The organism is Rhizobium leucaenae USDA 9039, from assembly GCF_000426285.1.
Taxonomy (GTDB): Bacteria; Pseudomonadota; Alphaproteobacteria; order Rhizobiales; family Rhizobiaceae; genus Rhizobium; species Rhizobium leucaenae.
In genome coordinates, this window is the sequence record NZ_AUFB01000008.1 from 1 (window position 1) to 18074 (window position 18074).

The following is an 18074-nucleotide window of genomic DNA, read 5'->3' on the forward strand; positions in this document are numbered from 1 at the left end:
CTCGATCATCCCGAGATTCCGCTACACACCAATGCATCCGAAAATGCTTTGCGGAGCTTTGTGACGAAGCGGAAGATCTCCGGCGGCACGATGAGCCGCGATGGTCGTGTTGCACGCGATACCATGCTCGGTCTGATGAAGACCTGCCAAAAGCTCGGGCTATCCTTTTACCACTATCTCGGTGACCGGCTTGGCATCGGCAACGTCGGCCAACCGGTTCCGCCCCTGCCGGCAATCATTCTCGCTAGGGCGTGAACACGGGGTCACTTCAGTCCGGTTGCAGCACCACCGTTGCCCAACGAACCAGCACCGCCACCGAATCTGCCCCACTTACCCTAAATCGTCGCGACACTGACCAAGCTTAATCAAGGCTAAATGATTGTTAAATTTGAGCTAAGCTGTCAAACGGAAGTAATTTTGGCCTTTATTTCCGTCACTCAACATTCCCTTTTTTAGGGGCTAATCTCGATCGGTGGAGCGTCCGGGAAAAAGGCGATCCGCAGACGCGCAAAGCGCCGAACTGAGATCGATTTGATAAGAATGAGGTTACTATAATAACGATCGAACGCAAAGTGAAATAGGTGACATAATGGATCTTTTGGCGCGGCATCGCCTGGAACCAGATAAACGATGATCGTCAGAAGCCGAATATCCGCTGTGCTTCGAGAGCGCGCAGTGGTTCAAATAAATGCCCCTTCTCATCGGTGCCTAAGCCGGTTGGCCTCGTTGCAGAATAAGCTCTGATGCCTGGCTATGCTCGGCCATATCCACGCTCTCGCTAAGGATTTTGAGGAAGCACATAAGTCCGAGATTGTCGCGGGAGATCGTGTCGAGCCAAATTTTCGCTGGAGCGTGCGGGACGATGTTTTCATGCGGCATCCCGCACGGGCGACCTTTGCGAGCGTGCCAAAGCCATTAACATTGGACCAATAGCGAACTCACCGCGTTGCGCTCTTCGCGTCAGATTGCGCAGATAACCGCCTGCCGAATTGATGTGCTGCGCCCTCTCCAACATGCAGGCGATGACAGTTGCTGCATTTTGAGGTCCCATCACATCGCACGCATCCTGGTAAGCGGACGGACTGATGTTCAACATGGTACGGATGACGGTTGCAGCGGTCATGAGATCTCGCCAGCTCTCGATCCTTCCGCCGTAGCCGTAGGAGGTGACTTCCGGGCAAGCCTGGATCACAAGGTCGAGTGGGAAAGACTTTAGCGACTGGGCAGAGGGATTTGTGGGTTTTTGCGAAATGATCACACGATGTTTGTTGTCTGTAGATCTCGAGAGTGATTGCGAAGCTTCTTGGTTGCCGCATCCAGTGAGAGTTTCGTTCGGCTTCGGGTCCTGAACGAGCTGGAGGCTGGAGGCTGGTTCAGATTCAAAAATGTTTTTAAGATCTGTATTCTGTATATGGCGCTCAGTTTGGGATTCTGTGGCGCTTTGTTTTTGTGTTTCTAGCTGCTTTTCCAACCGGATAAGGATTTCGCTGCGCAGCATCTCCAGCTCATCGAGAACTCCGATCAAATTGCGAATTTGCGGCGCGCGCGGCATGGTTTCAACGATCGACTGGAAGGTCGTTTGGATCATCACCCAGTCGCCCGGCGCTTGTTCCTGGAGGGCGATCTCGATCAGCTTTGTGATGTCGCGGCGGCAAATCGACAGACGTTCCTTGGTGATACGCAAGCGTTGGCGATCTGCGGCGATGACTGCCGCATGAGCAAAGATTTCGTCGGCGCGTGCGATGAGAGACGCGACGCTGAAGCCAAAGGCCTCGTCGATTTTGCCCTTCCGATCGCGTCGGGCGTAGCGTTTGCCGTTCGGACTGTCTTTCCGGATCAGCAGACCGGCTGCTACCAAAGCAGCGAGATGGCGCCTCAGCGTCGCCGGAGCAATGCCATGCGCCCGCAACGACAACTGTGCATTGGAAGGAAAAACCACCAAGCCGTTTTCTTCCGACAGAATATTTTCCGGATAAAAGCTCAGCAGTGCGTTCAATACGGCAAGGGCGCGGTCGGAGATTCCGTAAATGCTTCTGGCTTCGCAGAGGGCGCGAAACAGTCTCCATTTATCAACAGATTTCCCAGTTTCGATATTCTTGGCTTCATATTGATTTGACAACATGCCAAGCGTCATCGACCGCCGCCCAAAAGGCGTCGTTATGAAGTTCGAATTGTGCATATCTTCGCCTTTGATCGCAGGCAAAGCGAATACGGCCACCGAAACGACTTCGATGCATTGACAACTGATTCGGGGGGAGCTATTGATATCTTCGCTACAAGAATGCAAAGGCTCTCGAATGGTTCGCCGTTTGGGGGCCTTTTCTTTTTGCCGTCGCTTACCTTTCTCTCTTCGTTTCAATCATGGTTTCTCGGCTTTTGTCCGAGTTGTTCCGCTGATCAGCGGATACCAACAGATCGAAGGTCGCGGCAAAAGAGCAATGATATCTTCGCTACAAGAATACAAAGGCTCTCGAATGGTTCGCCGTGAGGCTTCTTCCGTCGATAAGTTTAGTCCAAATCCGCGCGGGCGCGGCGATAAGACCCTGTCAGTTGACAGGGTTTATGATTCATCCTGTTTGTCAGCAGCGTCGAACTTCGCGATCAGCGCCGGCATTTCGCCTTCGAGGAAAGCTGCGAACCGAAATCCGCGTTCCGTCTCCGGCACAAGCTTCAATTCCTTTTTCGAAATCTGAAGTCTTGCCAGGGATTTGCCACGTCCGTCACGAAGATCACGACCAGGCTGGCGAGCCGAAGGGGCTTTCAGCACCCCCATGGCCTGACTGTATCGCTCATTCGACATCAAGCGCAAAACCCTGTCATCTGACAGGGTTTCTCTGACCGCCCTAAGTGCTTCGGGTTTCGCTTTTAGCGAAGCGCCGAATTCGACCCATCGCGGGCGTCCAATTTTTGGCGCCCTCCCAATGGCTTCGATCACGTCGAGAGGGACGATCCGATAGACGGATCGCATACGCGCCAACTCTGCGTCGTCGATCCCAAGTGCTGCGTAAATGTCTCTCGGACGGATGCCGGCTTCGTCCATGCGCCAAGCAAAAAGCGCGCGTTCGATCCAGCTCAAATCCTGCCGTGCAGCATTCTCTATACCTTGGACGACGACAAGGTCTCGATCGGACATTTCCAAAATCAACGCCTTGACGGGGCGCTGAAGCTCACGGGCAGCACGCAAGCGACGATGCCCGTAGATCACCTGATATCGGCCCGTCAGCGTCGGATGAACACGAACCTGGATCGGAATCTTCTGCCCATCTTCCTCGATGCTCTTCTTGAATTCAGCAAACGAGCCATCATTGTCGTCGGGAAGGCGGTCAGGAAAGGGCGACGGATCGATCAAGCTCGTCTCGATTTCGGTCGAGCCGCCCGAGCCCGCCTCGAGCATGGCAAGAAGCCGGTCGCGCTCATCCCTGATATCACTGATGGCCTTATGCGTGGCGCCAATGACGCCGGCACCCACGCGCGCAGACGCCGAAGGGGGCGCCTGTTGCTCGGCACTCTTCTGCGTATCCGCATTGATATCGGCCGCGAGCAGTCCGAAGCTTGCGGCAAGCGACGATCTCTTTGGGGACTTCGTCATCGACGCCCCCAACTGCTTTTGATCAAAGCCAGAATTGCATCGTTTACCGCATCCATCGCATCGCGGGCACGGCGATGCGTATCGCGGCCGACCTGGCCCATTTCCAATTCGTACAAGCTTCGCTTAGCAAGGCCTGCGGCCTCGACCGCGGTGCTTTCGATCGCCGTCGGCAATATGACATCGTCGCCGAAAAGGTGACGAAGCATGGCTACCACCTGCGACTGTGGCTGGTCGTTCGGATCGTGGCGGGTGATGAGATAGCGGAAGAAATCCTGCTTCAACACGGCACCGCTCTCACCCAAGACTTGAATGAGGTCTCCCATCATCAACAGGAACTGGCTCATCGACGATACGTCCAGCATGGCAGGGTGTACGGTTACAATCATCCCCGTCGAGGCGTGAATGGCGCCAAGCGTCAGAAAACCGAGGGAAGGGGGCGTGTCCAGGATCACCACATCGTAGCGATCTTTGACCTCGTCCAATGCAAGTTTCAGTCGCTCGAAGAACATGCCTTCGCGGCTGCCCTGTCGCTGCGCCAAAATGCGAGGCGTCTCGTGCTCGTATTCCATAACCTCGAGATTGCTCGGAATGAGATCGATGCCATCGAAGTAGGTCCGATGGATGATCTCTTTCATCGGCCGGCGTTCGTCGTCATAACGCAGAGCAGCATAAATGGTCTCGTTGGCTTGTACGTCGATCTCGGGCTGGAAACCGAACATCGCCGAAAGCGAGGCCTGCGGATCGAGATCGATCGCAAGAACACGATAGCCGTGGAGTGCAAGATATTGTGCAAGGTGGACGCTGGTCGTCGTCTTGGCGCTACCGCCCTTGAAGTTCGCGATAGCGAGCACCTGAAGATGCTCATTGCCTTGCCGGTAAGGAAGGAACCGCAGCGCATCCGAGGGCTTCTGCTCGGCAAACATGGTGCGCAACTGATTGATCTGCTGCAGCGTATAGGCGCGATGATTGTTTTCAAGCCGGCTGGGAACTGGTCCGCGGCCCTCATTGGACAATAGCTTCAGGGTGGAGTCGGGAATCGAGGTCAACTTGGAGACCTCATTCGTCATGAAATATCGCAGGCTCTTTTGCGCCTTCGGCGGATACATGCGGGTCCGCAGAGCCTGGAGCTGGTTCGAAAGCATGCCGGCATGCCGGACGATCTTTGTCGCAGCATCCTCGGAAAAAGCATTCTCCTGCTCGATTTGTTCTGCTAGCGTCATTTGTCCCTCTTGGCGGCCTACACTCGTTCTATCGGCCACCACCCGCTAACAAAGGCCATGATTCTGCGTTTACGTCCAGCAAAATAAGGTTAGCGCAATCTTAACGCCATTTTCCGGCTAAGAAACAAGAGGCGATTTTCCTTGTCTTCTCCGTTACTTAGCTGATGCTGTCCCTTCAAACCACCATCCGGGCCAGAGCTTTTGGGTAGATGGAAATGGTTGCATTTCGAGCAGCCGAGTTAGGCTTCGAGCCTCCGACACTATGATGAGTCGCGACTCGCTTCCTGCACCGACCGCCGATTATCAGCTTCGATTCTGCAAGCTGTTCAGAAATTCCAGAAGAACGACCGCATGGTTGTGAACTGGGTCCTTCGCGCCATACACCAGCGTCACAGGCCCGTCGTCGAAATCGAGCAGTACCTGCACCGCTGAATTCGACGCCAGTTCTTGCCGATATTTTGCGCGAAAGTCCGCGAACCGTTCCGGCTTGTGACCAAACCATGTCCTGAGTTGCGGCGAAGGGGCGACATCCTTGATCCAGTCGGTCAGTTTCGCATCTTTCTTAGAAAGGCCGCGCGGCCATAACCGGTCGACAAGCACCCTCCGACCGTCTTCGTGCGAGGGTTTGTCATACACCCGTTTCAATTTCAAAAGCGAATGAGCCATCCAGAGAGCCCCCGCTGTTTCAAGACATTTGGTCAACTAAATAGCCTGAGCCCATTGTCGCGGCAATCGCCATTGAATATCAGCGGCTGCCCTCCTTCGGCAATGCCTGCCGAGAATTGATCCCTCTTCTGCAATGTTTCGGATCTACGTCCTTGAAAAGAAGAGATGCGCGGATAAATTGAATCCATACTATCCCAAGGGGAGATTTATCCATGATCAAAGTCTCACTCGCCGCTGCAATGCTGGCATTGTTGACGTTATCGTCCTGTGCAAACACGGTGAAGGGAATGGCCAAGGACGCAAAGGACACTGGCCAGGCGATGGATTCAAGTACGCACAGGGTATTGAAGGCTTCGTCGAATTAGCCTGGTTCCTTGACGCCGACTGCAAGGTCCAGGTCTTTGAGCGGCAGCGTTCTCGCTAAGTTGTGTGCCTGCGCGATCGCTGACAAAAATCGAATGAAATCTCAGCTTGTCAGGCGAGGGCTTCTGATGATCTTGAGGAAGAGGGCGTTCATGGCATCGGTGATGCCCTGCGTCGGATTGACCTCGAAATAGAGGCCCGGCGAAGCGCAGCTCTGCAGGCGTGTCGGGATTTGCGATTGAAACGGGGCGATCCAGGTATTGTACCAGTTGTTTGCCGGCAGCGGCAGGTAGGTCGTGTAGAGAATGGCAATCTTGACGTTCTGATCCTTCAGCGGCTGACAGAAGGACGTGTCGATCGGTTCCTGACAGCGATTGCCGGTCAAAGGCTTCGTGCAAGTGTATGGCTTTTGGCTGTCACCAACCCCATCCGTCACGAAGAAGAGAACCTTTTCGCGATCGGCGCTGCTGGTGCCGCCACCGCCGGTACCCATGTTAGTCTTCATCTGGGTGAGCGCGTTGTCGAAACTCGTCGTCTGATCGTTGTTGTAGCCTTGATAGGGAATGGTCATGAGATCGACATTGTCGGTATAGCTTTTGACCTGCGCCATGTCGGATGACAGGCCGGAGACTGTCGTTAGCTGCGCCTTCTCCGCCTGCGTGCCGAAGGTGTAGACTGCCATCCTGTATTGATCGGGCGTGGAACGGCTGGTGGTCGCCGTCTCCGTCAGCTTCTGCGTCGCCTGGCGCACGACGTCGATGCGCATGCTCACCCCAAGTTTCTTCGCCAGATTGTAATAGTTGTTCGTCGTATCCATGTTGTGGCAGGCGAAGGCGCACTTGTCGCTGGTATTCTCCTGCATCTTCGCGACGTCGGTCGGTGTCGCGCCCACGCCCATGGACGGCGTGTTGTCGAGCAGCATGTAGAAATCGATGAAGGTGGCGGTCTGGTATTGCGCTGTGGCCGATCCGGCGATCGGAATTGACGTGTCGCCCAGGACCTGCAGAAACGATGTCGGAACCGTTGCGTGGAAAGTGATGTTTGACGTTACGATATTGGCTGTCTTCGTCACTGAGATGTCGACATTGACGGGAACATCCTTCCAGTCGCTCGCAAGTTGACCGAAGAAGAGTTTCCGCGCCTCGTCCTGCCCGATTGTCACCACGCCATCCCCCGACATGGCCATGGCCGCCGCTACGCCGCTGGAGGATTCCGAGATCGCTCCAAGCGCTGCCGCATCGGCAGCTTCATAGAGTTGATTGCGTAAGCTGAGTGCGTTCGCGACATCGACCGCCAAACCCGCCGCGCCGATCAAAGGCACGGCCAGGAGCGCGGTGATCGTGCCGAAATTGCCGGATTTGCTCCGTAGGAACCGAATAAGTGTCTGAAACATCTAATTGACTGCCAGGGCTAGATGACGCAGTTCATTCGCGCTCGACCCGCCGTCATGGCAGTTTTAAAATCTGTATATCGCTAAATTATAAATCCGTATTTAAAGCGCGTGACTAAGAAAGCGTGAACATCCTTCGGCAAGTCCGATAGATGCCTCATTGCGCTATTCGGTACCGTCCGCCAATGGTCCGGCGCCTATGAAGCGCCGGACGGCCAGACTGGCTCGATGATCCATGTCCGTGAGGGAGCTATGCGTGTGCTTCCAATAAGTCGGCGGTCACCGGTCTGCCCAGGTGAAATCCTTGAACTCGGTCGATACTGAGGTTCTGGAGCACAGACATCTGAGCCTCGGTCTCCACACCTTCTACCAGAATGGTATTTCCCCGGTTACGGATAAGGGCGACCATGTCCTGCAGCATGGTGAGCCCGCGCTGATCGGAACAATCATGCAGGAAGGTCCGGTCCACCTTGACGGTATCGAACTCGATCGCCCGGAGCCACGACAATCCGGCGTAGCCGGAGCCGAAGTCATCCAACCAAATCTCGACGCCGAGCGCCTGGAGATCGGCGACACACTGCAGCACCTCGGGTTGCATCTCCATATCCAGGCCCTCTGTGACTTCCAGCGCAAGCCGGGACCCGGATACTCCAGTTTCTCGCAGGATGGCTGCAACGCTGGTTGCGAAACCCGGGGATCTTAGCTGTACCGGAGAGACATTCACGCTCACCGTGGTCATGCGGTCGGATGCCAGGATGTCCTGACAGGCCGTCTTGATCGCCCAGCGACCCAATTCGATAATAGATCCGGTTCGTTCGGCGATTGGAATAAAGACGCCAGGCGGCACGAAGCTTCCGTCGGGCAGACGAAGTCGCATCAAAGCCTCGACAGCCTTCATCTGGCCGTCCCTGAGATCGAATATCGGTTGATAGACCAGCGACACCAGTCTCCGTTCGATAGCTGCCGCCAGCAGCGGTACCAATTTTCCGGCATCCTCGTTGGGACGCCGCAGCGTCGGGTCAAATATTCGCACGCAGTTGCGGCCAGAGGCTTTTGCGCTATAGAGCGCAAGGTCGGCCTCACGCACAAGCCATTCCACCTTTGCTCCCGATCGCTCGCTGATAAAGGCAACACCGACGCTCACAGTTACGAACTGGGTGTCGTCCGGCCGCTCTTCATGCTGGATGGCGAGCGCCTCGACCTGGTGCCGAATCTTCCCCGCCATATAGGTTGCGTCATCCTGCGCTCGCAAAGGCATGACAACGATGAACTCCTCGCCGCCGTAACGGCCGATGACGCCCCCATGGCGCTCGACCAGTTTCTGAAGCGTCATGGCGATAACGGTCAGACATCGGTCGCCTTCCTGATGGCCATACCGATCGTTGAAGCGCTTGAAGAAGTCGACGTCGATCAGAATGACGGAAAATTCGCGGCCTTCATTTTTCCACGCGCTCCAGCACTCGTTCAGCCTCCGATCAATCGCGCGCCTATTCTCGATGCCTGTGAGGTAATCAGTGTGCGAAAGACGCAACAACGCTTTTCCGCGCTCCGCCGCCTCACAATGCTGCTGGCGCGCTTCCACTGCATTCAGGAAAACGTTGTAACGCTCGACATTCAAACGCCAGTTCACGAAGGATGTGAATATGAAGCACGAGACGTAAAACAGTCCGAAGGCGAGTTGGTAGGCCGGCGTCGATGGAAACGAAGCGTATAGCGCCACAAAAAACACCATCAACACGGTGCCGGACGTCACGACAGACAGGCGAAACGAGAAGCTGAAGAACAGATTCGCGCCCATCATGAAAATCGCGCCGAAGATCATGTAGTACGACATGCTCATCGCGTATTTTGTGGCGATCGCAGGGCAGAGCCAGCCGACATAACCGGAGACCAGCGCCAAGGCGCACGTGCAGTCCAGCCAAACGGTCTTCGCTTTCGCCAACCTTAAAATCTCAAAGGCGACAAGCACAGTGGCAGCGACGGCAAACCGCATGACGATTGTGAGCGGCGCGACATCGGGGATGAGCCAGGTGTCAGGGGCGGCAAAGGCGAGATAAACGGCCACCGCCATCCACAATCCCTTATGCGTGCATTCCCGGCGGGCGGCGTCATTTTCCGCTGCATATGCTGCCCTCATCTCCAGAGTGGAGTTATGAAGTTCTTTCGTTGGCACAGCGCTGTCTACGTCCAGAAGCGCGGCGTTTGCGGGAACTCCGGATGCGATCTGCTCTGAAGATACTTGCTCATAGAACATGCGGCGATGCCTCCCGAGCATTGCTGCCGATAAACCTGAGTTCACCGCTTTCCAAAGTTCCGTCTGTGTTGCTCACGAAATTTAGCTCGTACTGCTAGAAATACCCTCTTGACGTGCAAAATCCAATCGCGTTCTGTCGTCCACATATTTATGCTTAACATTGTGTGGACGGAGTTCATTTATGGCACAAGGTTTTAAGTTCGACGGCGAAAGTCTCATTGCACCCGGTCAAGCTTTTCGCCCCATTGAGCTAGACGACCTTCCACCCTCAGATCAGATGATAACGGCGAAGGCGGAGCTTGCTCTCACGCTCGATCTATCGCTTCAACAGTTTCGATCCGAAGTGGATCCCCAAGTCATCGTGAGCCGACTATCGCAGGCCTTGCATCAGATCCGCCGTCGATTTCACGTCAACGTTTGGAATGAAATCGTCCTCCTGACGCAGAACCATCCTGTCGCTCGTTTTTTGCTTCAGGATCCATTCACGCGATGGTCATTCGATAAGCCGCGCGGCTATGCGGGTGACGCGCATCTGCTCGATTTCATCTACGGCCATGCACAAGTGGAGGAAGAAATCGCCGCCTCCACCGAGCTGGGCAGAAGCATCTATGACTACACCAAGGCCGCTTCCTCGTCGGTCGCCGTAAGAGAGCGCCGCGATATCCTTGCACGACGGGTGGACGAATACGCCAAGGATCGACCCGGCTCGACGGAAGTCCTGGCGGTGGCATCCGGCCATCTTCGCGAAGCCGCATTGTCAACGGCGCTTCGGGAAGGAAAAATCAGACGCTGGATTGCGCTTGATCAGGACCCGCTGAGTGTGGGCACGGTCGCGCGCGACTTTGCCGGAACATGCGTCGAAGCCGTGGACGGTACGGTGAAGAGCTTGCTTTCCAACAAGCATGCCCTCGGGCATTTCGATTATATCTACGCTGCAGGCCTCTACGATTATCTCACCTTCCCGGTTGCTGCCAGATTGACGCGCAAATGCGTTGCAATGCTGAAGCCCGGCGGTTCCTTCCTGTTTGCGAATTTCTCGCAGGAAATCGAAGTCGACGGCTACATGGAAGCGTTCATGAATTGGCCTCTCCTCCTGCGTTCGGAAAACGACATGCAAATGATTGCCGAAGCAGGTGCCGTTAATGCGGAGACAAAAGTATCCGTTTGGTTTGGAAAGAACCGCAACATTCTTTATTGCGAAATTACAAAGGCGGAGTGACTCGATCGTCGTTCCCGTCTTTCGCCACTTCGAGCAGCACCGCCTTTGTCCAAGCCAGGCAAGGCGGTGCAGTGTGCCTGCTCAATTCGAATTGCGGCCATCGCGAACCATAGCCCGTAACTCCTCGAGATCCCGGCGTAATGTCTCGGCAAGATCGCTGAGGTCTGCATCCAGGCTGGTTTTCATGGCGTGGGCCAATGCGAATTCCCCCGAGCGTATGACGTCGCGCCATCGGGGCTGAAGGGGCAAGGTTTCGAGCAACAGATATTTTTCGAGCGTGCGGGCCTGCAGCGAAGAGCGGTCCAAGTTCACGCGCCAGATTCCGCTGCGCTCGGCGAAATCGATCTTGCCTTTGCCGGTCATCCGTTTCCAGAGTTCGACACTCTGTTTCATCACATCGATGATGGTTAAACGAAAGGCGCGTTGCTGCTTGGGTTCGGCAAGCGGCTCGATGGGCGCTGTATCCGGGCGCTCAGGCTCAGGCGTCAAAACGGTCAAGTTGGCGCCTGCGCTGTCGATTGCTCCCAAAAGATGGTGAACCACTCGATCTCTGCGGGGCAGATCGCTCGCCGAAATCGGTTGGACGACGAGCGCAAGTCCTCCGCCGGTTCCGATATCGAACTCGAAGGCGCTGAGAGCGAATGCATCGGCGCCGAGGCGAATGCTCGGCTGGAAAAATTCGCCCTCCCGTTTCACGGCTTGATACATGGATTCCGCGAGTTCGGTACCCGTCAGCGACGAAAGCGCTGTTTCGTTTGCGATGATCGGCACGTTAAACATGCCGAGGGCAGCCTCGTTTGCGTAGATGATCCGGTGCTGGTGATCGGTACAGAGAATTGCCACCTCGAAAATCTCGAGAAGTCTGGCCATACGCTGTTGCGACAGCCGAAGCGCGTCCTCGACTTCAACCCGTCGCTCGATCTCGGCCCTAAGCGAGCTGTTTTCACGGATCTGGCTGCGTGCGCGTGCGGCCTCCAGCAGCGTTGCCACCCTAGCCAGCAGCTCGTCCTTGACGAAGGGTTTGACGACATAATCATTCGCGCCATGTTCGAAGCCGGCGATCACGTCGCGCGTGCGGCTGCGCGCCGTTACCATGATGATGGGTACATCGAGCAAGTCGTAGCGCTCGCGGATAGCCTTGGCGACTTCCAGCCCGCTCATGCCGGGCATCATCACATCGAGCACGACGAGGTCGGGCTTCATGCGATTGATGAAGGCCAGCGCATCCGCACCGCTTTCCGCCGCGCGCACGACATAGCCGACCGGCTGGAGGACATTGCGCAGCACCTGGATGTTGATCGGCTCGTCGTCGACCACAAGGATCAGCGGCGCACCGGGAGCCAGCGGCGCATCGGCGGCGATCTGGCTGCGCGCGATCATGTCGACCGTCTCGTGCAGGCGCTTCTGATCGAGTTCCTCCCCGAAATAATCGATATGGGACGGCTCGACCGTGGCGGCTGGCAGCACCAGCGTGAAGCGCGACCCTTCGCCAAGCATGGAATGGGCGGTGAGCTTACCATTCAGGAAAGTGGCGAGCTGACGGGCGATCGTCAGCCCCAGACCGGTGCCGGCCGGTCCTCGCGTGCCATCCCCGAAACCCGCCTGCTCCAGCGGCTGGAAGATGCGCTCCAGGCTGTCGCTGGCAATGCCGACGCCCGTGTCCTCGACGCTGATCGCCACATTCTTGCCGGCCGGTATGGCCACGACGCGGATTGTGCTCTGGCCGGCATATTTGATGGCGTTTCCAAGGAGATTGTAGAGGATCTGCTCGAAACGCACGGGGTCCGCCATGACGAAGGGAATGTCTTCGGGGATATCGACCTCGAGGGCCACCGGCTCGCCGCGCAGCAGCGGCTCGCACATTTTCAGCACGTTGCTGACGCTGGTCGCGATATGTACGGGGTGGATGTCGAGCCGCATGCGGCCCTGGCGGATACGATAGAGATCGAGGAGATCATCCACCAGGCGCGAAAGACGTCGCGCACTGAAGCTGATGAGTTGAAGCTGGTTGCGCTGGGTTGCCGTCAAGTCGCCGGCAACACCTGCCACCAGGGTTTCGGAAATGCCGATGATGCCGTTGAGGGGCGTGCGCAATTCATGCGAGGTGTTGGCGACAAAGGCATCCTTCATCCGGTCCGCCTCTTCGAGCGCCTTGTTTTTCTCCTCGATCAGGCCGACATGCGTTTCCAGTTCGGCGTTCTTCTGATTGATAAGGTTGAGCTGTTCGCGCACGGCATCGCGCATGCGCGTGAAACTCGCCGTCAGCCGGCCGAGTTCGGATGGGTTCTTGATCGTCGGCATGGCATGATCGAGATCGCCGTCGGCAATCGCGCCTGCCGCATCGGTCAGGCGCTGCACGGGCCGGGTCATCGTGCCGGAGAGATAAAAGACCAGGGTGACGAGCACAGGCAGCAGAACCAGGGCCAGCGTGATGACGATCTGCCGGAGGGAATTGCTGTTGGCGAAGGCGACAGATTCCGGCACTTCGGCAACCAAGCTCCAGGGAACGCCGCCAAAATGCAATTGGACATTTGCCGCAAGCGCCGGAACATCGCCAAGCCCGTCCTCAACGAGCGCCGTGCCGGAGGGCGTGCTGTCACCGATCGCCGCGGGATTGCTACGCGCACCCGGCTGATGACCCGCCGGCGCAGAGATGTAGAAACCATCGGAATTGAGGAGATAGAGACTGCTGGTTTCCCCCTGCTGCGACTGAACGATCCGGTTGAGCCCCTTGGTGCCCATGCGGAAGATGACCATGCCGCGCACTTTGTTGTAGAAGGCAACGCGAACGGCGACGTAGGCGCCGAATTTGCCGGTGACCGGATCGGTGGTGAAATCGCCCACCAACATGGTCCGCTCCCGTGGCGCTTCGGCCATGGCGCGCGCAAGGCGGGAGAGGGGCGTCGGAGCCACCAGCGTCTTCAGGTCCGTACCAAGATAGCGGTCCTTCTCGACCGAATAGACGACACGCTGTTCCGGGGTGATGAGGTACAGATTCTCGAATTCGGAGGTCGTGACGAAGCTGACGAAATCATCGTGGAACTGCTGATGAGCGTTGGCATATTCGAGCGCCGAACGCAGCATGGCGTCATTGTCCTTCGGCAGCGCCGCGCCGCCACCATCGCTGTCGATCCCGAACATCTGGCGCAGGATGGCGGTTGCCCGCTCGGGCGAAGGATCGATCTGGCGAAACGCATAGGCAAAACCATAAAAGTCACCGATCGAATAGCGCACGGCATTCGACTGGCTGAGGCTTTCAGCCTGCCTTGTGGCAAAGGTCAGATATTGTTCGATTTCGCTGCGCTTGGCGTCTCGAACGAAGGCGAGCTTGGCAAAAGTCTCCACCGTGACGCTGCGATTGAGGATGTAGAAGAAGGCGGAAGCGGTGGCCAGCAATGGCAGCAGGCTGATCGCCAGGAGGATGAGCAGAAGACGGCCCCGAAATCCGGATGGCGACAGCGCTCTCAGCATCGGCAGTATTCCCGCATCATGTCTGGTATGCCCTCCTCCCGCTTTCCCCTGGCGGATAATTCCGGCCAATCTATACAATTGCGGAAAAAGGGGAGTCGGTTTTTTCGATATGATCGGAATTTCCGGTTTTGACGATTTTGCCGCAACTCTTCCCGGAATTGTCGGATGACTTTGCCGCTTGTCCCGCGCTGATATGACGGCGCAAACCGGGCCGGGCAAGAACCTGCGCCCTGAGAGATGGGGAACGGAAATGAACATCAGGACTATTTTGAAGGCCGCGCTCATTGCCAGTGTCATGGCGCCGGCGTCGGCGCGCGCAGAGGTGATGTTGACCGCGTTGCCGGACGAATCGACCGCATGGGTCGAGAATTTCAATCCCTTCAACACGACGACCCGCGTGCCGTCGGTAGAAGATTTCATGTACGAGCCGCTGATCATCTTCAACGCGCTCAAGGATGGCGAGCCGAACTATCGGCTGGCGGAATCCTTTGCCTATTCGGGCGATCTGAAAAGCGTCACCTTCAAGCTCAGGGACGCGAAATGGTCTGACGGAAAGCCGTTTACCGCGAAGGACGTGGTCTTCACCTTCAACCTGATCAAAGAGCACAAGGCGCTCGACCTGCAAGCGATTTGGGATCAGATCGATGGCATCGAGGCAGTTGACGATCATACGGTCAAGATCAACTATAAGAATGCCGACAGCGGCCTGATCTTCAAGATCGTGCAGGTCTACATCGTCCCGGAACATATCTGGGCCTCGGTTAAAGATCCCGTCACCTTCACCAACCCCAACCCGGTCGGCAGCGGCCCGCTCACCGAAATCCGCCGCTTCACGCCGCAGGAATATATCCAGTGCCGGAACCCCAATTATTGGGACAACGCGACGCTGAAGGTCGATTGTATGCGTTTCCCGCAGGTCGCCGGCAATGATCAGACGATCGCGCTTGCCGCCAAGGGCGAACTCGACTGGTTCGGTTCTTTTCTTCCAGACATCGAAAAGACCTATGTCGGTACCGATCCTAAAAACCATGGCTATTGGTTCCCGGCCGGTTCGATGGTTGCCTTTACTATGAATTTTGAAACGGCGAATGCCGGCAATCATGAGGCCTTCAACAATCTCGCCTTCCGCCGCGCCTTCTCCATGGCGATGGATCGTCAGGCAATGGTCGATATTGCAGGCTATGGCTATCCGACGCTCAACGAATATCCGTCGGGCCTCGGTCGCGCCTTCCACTCATGGAACAATCCGAAAGTGGATGAGGAATATGGCGCCTATTCGAAATACAATGTCGAGAGCGCCAAGGCCGAGCTCGCCAAGGCCGGCTTCAAGGATATCGATGGCGACGGTTTCGTGGAAAATCCAGACGGCAGCAAGATCAGCTTCGACATTATCGTGCCGAATGGCTGGACGGATTGGGTCAACACCTGCCAGCTCGCGATCGAAGGATTGACCCAGATCGGTATCCAGGCAAAGGTTTCAACGCCGGATGTTCCCGGCTGGACCGATGCGCTGACCACCGGCAAATACGATGTGGCGATCAATTCGTTCCGCACCGGCGTCACACCTCATTTCATGTATGACGAAGCACTCAATTCGCGCAACAAAGGCAAGACGCGCTATGCATCGGCCCACTACAGCAACCCTGAGCTCGACGCGCTTTTGAACTCCTTCTACACAACCAATGATCATGGGCAGCAGCTTCAAACCATGAACAAGATCGAGGAGTTCATCGGCGCGAACCTGCCCTTCGTCGCGGTCTACAACAATCCGCTCTGGTACGAATACAATACCAAGCGGTTCACCGGCTGGTTCAGCGCGGACAATCCGGTTGCTCGCCCGGTTGTCTACGACGGCGTGCCGGAGCGTCTCCTGCATCTTCTGGCGCTGCGTCCGGTCGCACAATAGCTCCGGCGCGTCCGGTTCGATCCATCTCCCGGACCCGCTCCTTCGGTTCAGGCTTAAAGCCTGAACCGAACGGCGACGGTCACCCACCGCCGGAGATAAGCCGATGATGTTCATTCTGCGAAGACTGTTCTTTTATATCGCCGCCTTTTTCACCGCGGCCACGATCAATTTTTTCATCCCGCGGCTGATGCCGGGCAATCCGGTGGACGTAATGTTCGCCAAGATGAATTCCTCGCTGCCGCCCGAAGCCAAAACCGCCCTGATCGAAACCTTCGGTTTTGCCTCGGGACCGCTCTATCTGCAGTTTTTCGACTACATAAAAAGCGTCTTCACGTGGAATCTGGGACCATCGATCAAATTCTATCCGCTGACGGTAGGCCAGGTACTCGGCCACGCGCTGCCCTGGACAATCACGCTCGCTGGCACTGCCTCCGTTCTCGCCTTCCTATCGGGTTCGTTGCTTGGGGTATCGGCGGCCTGGCGTCGCGGCGGCATCCTCGATACGATCGCGTCTCCCGGTGCACTGGCGATCCAGTCCATTCCCGCGGTCGTCGTGGCTCTGACCGTGCTCTATGTCTTCGGCCTGATCCTGGCCTGGTTTCCAACAAGCTTCGCCTTCGATCCCCAGCTTGATCCGGGGCTGACGCCGAGCTTCCTCTCAAGCGCGCTTTACCACGCCGTCATGCCCGTCGTGTCGCTCGCCTTCGTTCACATTGGCGGCTATCTCGTCACCATGCGCAACAACATGATCGGCCAGCTTGGCGAGGATTATGTCGTCATGGGTCAGGCCAAGGGCCTTTCCGACCGCCGTGTGATGTTCAACTACGCAGCGCGCAACGCCCTGCTGCCCAGCGTGACGGCGTTTGCCATTACGCTTGGCGCTGTGATGGGCGGCTCGCTGGTGACCGAGGTGGTGTTCAATTACCCCGGTCTCGGACATCTCCTTTATCTCGGCATCGTCGCTCGCGACTATCCGCTGATCCAGGGTCAGTTGCTGATCATGACCCTTGCCATGCTCTCGGCCAATCTGCTCGTCGACCTCATCTACGTCCTGCTTGACCCAAGACTGCGGAAGGCTTGACCCATGAAAAGGATGCTTCTTCCCATTCTCGGTAACCGCAAGGCGCTCATCGGCCTTGCCGTCCTCATCCTCTATGTCGCCGTCGCGCTGCTTGCTCCCGTGCTGACCGGCCACGATCCAATCAAGCGGGTCGGCCGGCCGCACGAGGCGCCGTCACTGGACCATATCCTCGGCACCACCCGGATGGGCCGTGACGTCTTCACGCAGTTGATTTGGGGCACGCGCACATCGCTGTTTATCGGGCTTCTCGCAGGCTCGATCGTCACCGTGATCGGTGTGATCCTCGGCGTGACCGCCGGCTATTTTGGCGGCGTGATCGACGAAGCGATCAACTTCGTCACCAATATCGCCCTCGTTATTCCGCAGTTGCCGCTGCTGCTCGTCATCGCCGCTTTCGTCGGCGAGGCGAGCCCGCTGGTCATCGCGCTCATTATCGGGTTGACCTCCTGGGCCTGGGGGGCACGCGTCACGCGCGCGCAGACCATGACGCTCCGGCAACGGGATTTCATCCTCGCCTCCGAACTGATCGGCGAACCCAAATGGCGGATGATCGTCGTCGAACTGATGCCCAACCTGCTCTCGATCATCGGCTTCAACTTCATCGGCTCGGTCATCTACACGATCATCACCGAAGCGACGCTGGAGTTCCTGGGGCTGGGCGATCCGCTCGCCGTTTCCTGGGGCGCCATGCTTTACAATGCGCAGACCTCATCGGCGATGAGCGTCGGCGCCTGGTGGGAAGTGTTCGCACCGGCAACCACCATCGCCATTATCGGCATAGGCTTGTCGATGATCAATTTCGCCGTCGATGAGATTTCCAACCCGCGATTGCGCACGCTCGGGACGGTCCACGCAGCCATCCGGAAACAGCGCAAGCTCGACCGCGCCCGGACCGTGGTCCAACAGGAGGCCTAA

At 56.9% G+C, this 18074-nt stretch carries 11 protein-coding genes and 1 pseudogene; 5 read left to right on the forward strand and 7 right to left on the reverse strand.

From position 1 onward, the window contains the following. A pseudogene (locus K290_RS0113835) lies at positions 1-255 on the forward strand (IS66 family transposase); the annotation flags it as partial. Between the two features lie 613 nt (positions 256-868). Here the strand turns inward: K290_RS0113835 and repC are convergent. The 6 genes from repC to K290_RS34230 all read right to left on the reverse strand — a co-directional run bounded on the left by repC (position 869) and on the right by K290_RS34230 (position 9482). Then, positions 869-2179, reverse strand: coding sequence for a plasmid replication protein RepC (repC, locus tag K290_RS0113845; RefSeq protein WP_037135464.1), 1311 nt, complete (start codon positions 2177-2179; stop codon positions 869-871). A gap of 381 nt (positions 2180-2560) precedes the next feature. After that, positions 2561-3589: a plasmid partitioning protein RepB gene (repB, locus tag K290_RS0113850; RefSeq protein ID WP_028752484.1), complete on the reverse strand. Its 1029-nt coding sequence runs from the start codon at positions 3587-3589 to the stop codon at positions 2561-2563. Further along, positions 3586-4809, reverse strand: coding sequence for a plasmid partitioning protein RepA (gene repA / locus K290_RS0113855; protein WP_037135418.1), 1224 nt, complete (start codon positions 4807-4809; stop codon positions 3586-3588). Before repA ends, repB begins: the two co-directional genes overlap by 4 nt. A 303-nt stretch (positions 4810-5112) precedes the next feature. Then, the gene (locus K290_RS0113860; protein WP_028752486.1) at positions 5113-5475 is read right to left on the reverse strand and encodes a DUF488 domain-containing protein; all 363 of its coding nucleotides are present in this window, start codon (positions 5473-5475) and stop codon (positions 5113-5115) included. Between the two features lie 466 nt (positions 5476-5941). Then, entirely contained in the window at positions 5942-7231 is a 1290-nt protein-coding gene (locus K290_RS0113870; protein ID WP_028752488.1) for a TadE/TadG family type IV pilus assembly protein, read from the reverse strand. Positions 7232-7478: 247 nt separating this feature from the next. Beyond that, positions 7479-9482, reverse strand: a complete 2004-nt coding sequence (locus tag K290_RS34230) for a putative bifunctional diguanylate cyclase/phosphodiesterase (protein ID WP_425337594.1) — start codon at positions 9480-9482, stop codon at positions 7479-7481. 181 nt (positions 9483-9663) lie between these two features. On the opposite strand from K290_RS34230, the gene K290_RS0113880 reads away from it, so the two are divergent. Continuing rightward, positions 9664-10701 (forward strand): class I SAM-dependent methyltransferase, encoded by a 1038-nt coding sequence (locus K290_RS0113880; protein ID WP_028752489.1) that lies wholly within the window; start codon positions 9664-9666, stop codon positions 10699-10701. A gap of 81 nt (positions 10702-10782) precedes the next feature. Here K290_RS0113880 and K290_RS0113885 read toward each other — a convergent pair whose 3' ends face one another. Beyond that, the gene (locus K290_RS0113885) at positions 10783-14172 is read right to left on the reverse strand and encodes a hybrid sensor histidine kinase/response regulator (protein ID WP_037135420.1); all 3390 of its coding nucleotides are present in this window, start codon (positions 14170-14172) and stop codon (positions 10783-10785) included. A gap of 250 nt (positions 14173-14422) precedes the next feature. On the opposite strand from K290_RS0113885, the gene K290_RS0113890 reads away from it, so the two are divergent. From K290_RS0113890 to K290_RS0113900, 3 genes are all read left to right on the forward strand, one after another. Then, positions 14423-16078, forward strand: a complete 1656-nt coding sequence (locus tag K290_RS0113890; protein WP_028752491.1) for an ABC transporter substrate-binding protein — start codon at positions 14423-14425, stop codon at positions 16076-16078. Between the two features lie 103 nt (positions 16079-16181). Beyond that, entirely contained in the window at positions 16182-17159 is a 978-nt protein-coding gene (locus K290_RS0113895) for an ABC transporter permease (protein WP_028752492.1), read from the forward strand. Between the two features lie 3 nt (positions 17160-17162). Further along, positions 17163-18074: an ABC transporter permease gene (locus K290_RS0113900; RefSeq protein ID WP_028752493.1), complete on the forward strand. Its 912-nt coding sequence runs from the start codon at positions 17163-17165 to the stop codon at positions 18072-18074.

Coding starts and splice junctions, on each gene's coding strand:
- repC (WP_037135464.1), bottom strand. CDS start 2,179: ATGCACAATTCGAACTTCATAACGACGCCTTTTGGGCGGCGGTCGATG.
- repB (WP_028752484.1), bottom strand. CDS start 3,589: ATGACGAAGTCCCCAAAGAGATCGTCGCTTGCCGCAAGCTTCGGACTG.
- repA (WP_037135418.1), bottom strand. CDS start 4,809: ATGACGCTAGCAGAACAAATCGAGCAGGAGAATGCTTTTTCCGAGGAT.
- K290_RS0113860 (WP_028752486.1), bottom strand. CDS start 5,475: ATGGCTCATTCGCTTTTGAAATTGAAACGGGTGTATGACAAACCCTCG.
- K290_RS0113870 (WP_028752488.1), bottom strand. CDS start 7,231: ATGTTTCAGACACTTATTCGGTTCCTACGGAGCAAATCCGGCAATTTC.
- K290_RS34230 (WP_425337594.1), bottom strand. CDS start 9,482: ATGTTCTATGAGCAAGTATCTTCAGAGCAGATCGCATCCGGAGTTCCC.
- K290_RS0113880 (WP_028752489.1), top strand. CDS start 9,664: ATGGCACAAGGTTTTAAGTTCGACGGCGAAAGTCTCATTGCACCCGGT.
- K290_RS0113885 (WP_037135420.1), bottom strand. CDS start 14,172: ATGCTGAGAGCGCTGTCGCCATCCGGATTTCGGGGCCGTCTTCTGCTC.
- K290_RS0113890 (WP_028752491.1), top strand. CDS start 14,423: ATGAACATCAGGACTATTTTGAAGGCCGCGCTCATTGCCAGTGTCATG.
- K290_RS0113895 (WP_028752492.1), top strand. CDS start 16,182: ATGATGTTCATTCTGCGAAGACTGTTCTTTTATATCGCCGCCTTTTTC.
- K290_RS0113900 (WP_028752493.1), top strand. CDS start 17,163: ATGAAAAGGATGCTTCTTCCCATTCTCGGTAACCGCAAGGCGCTCATC.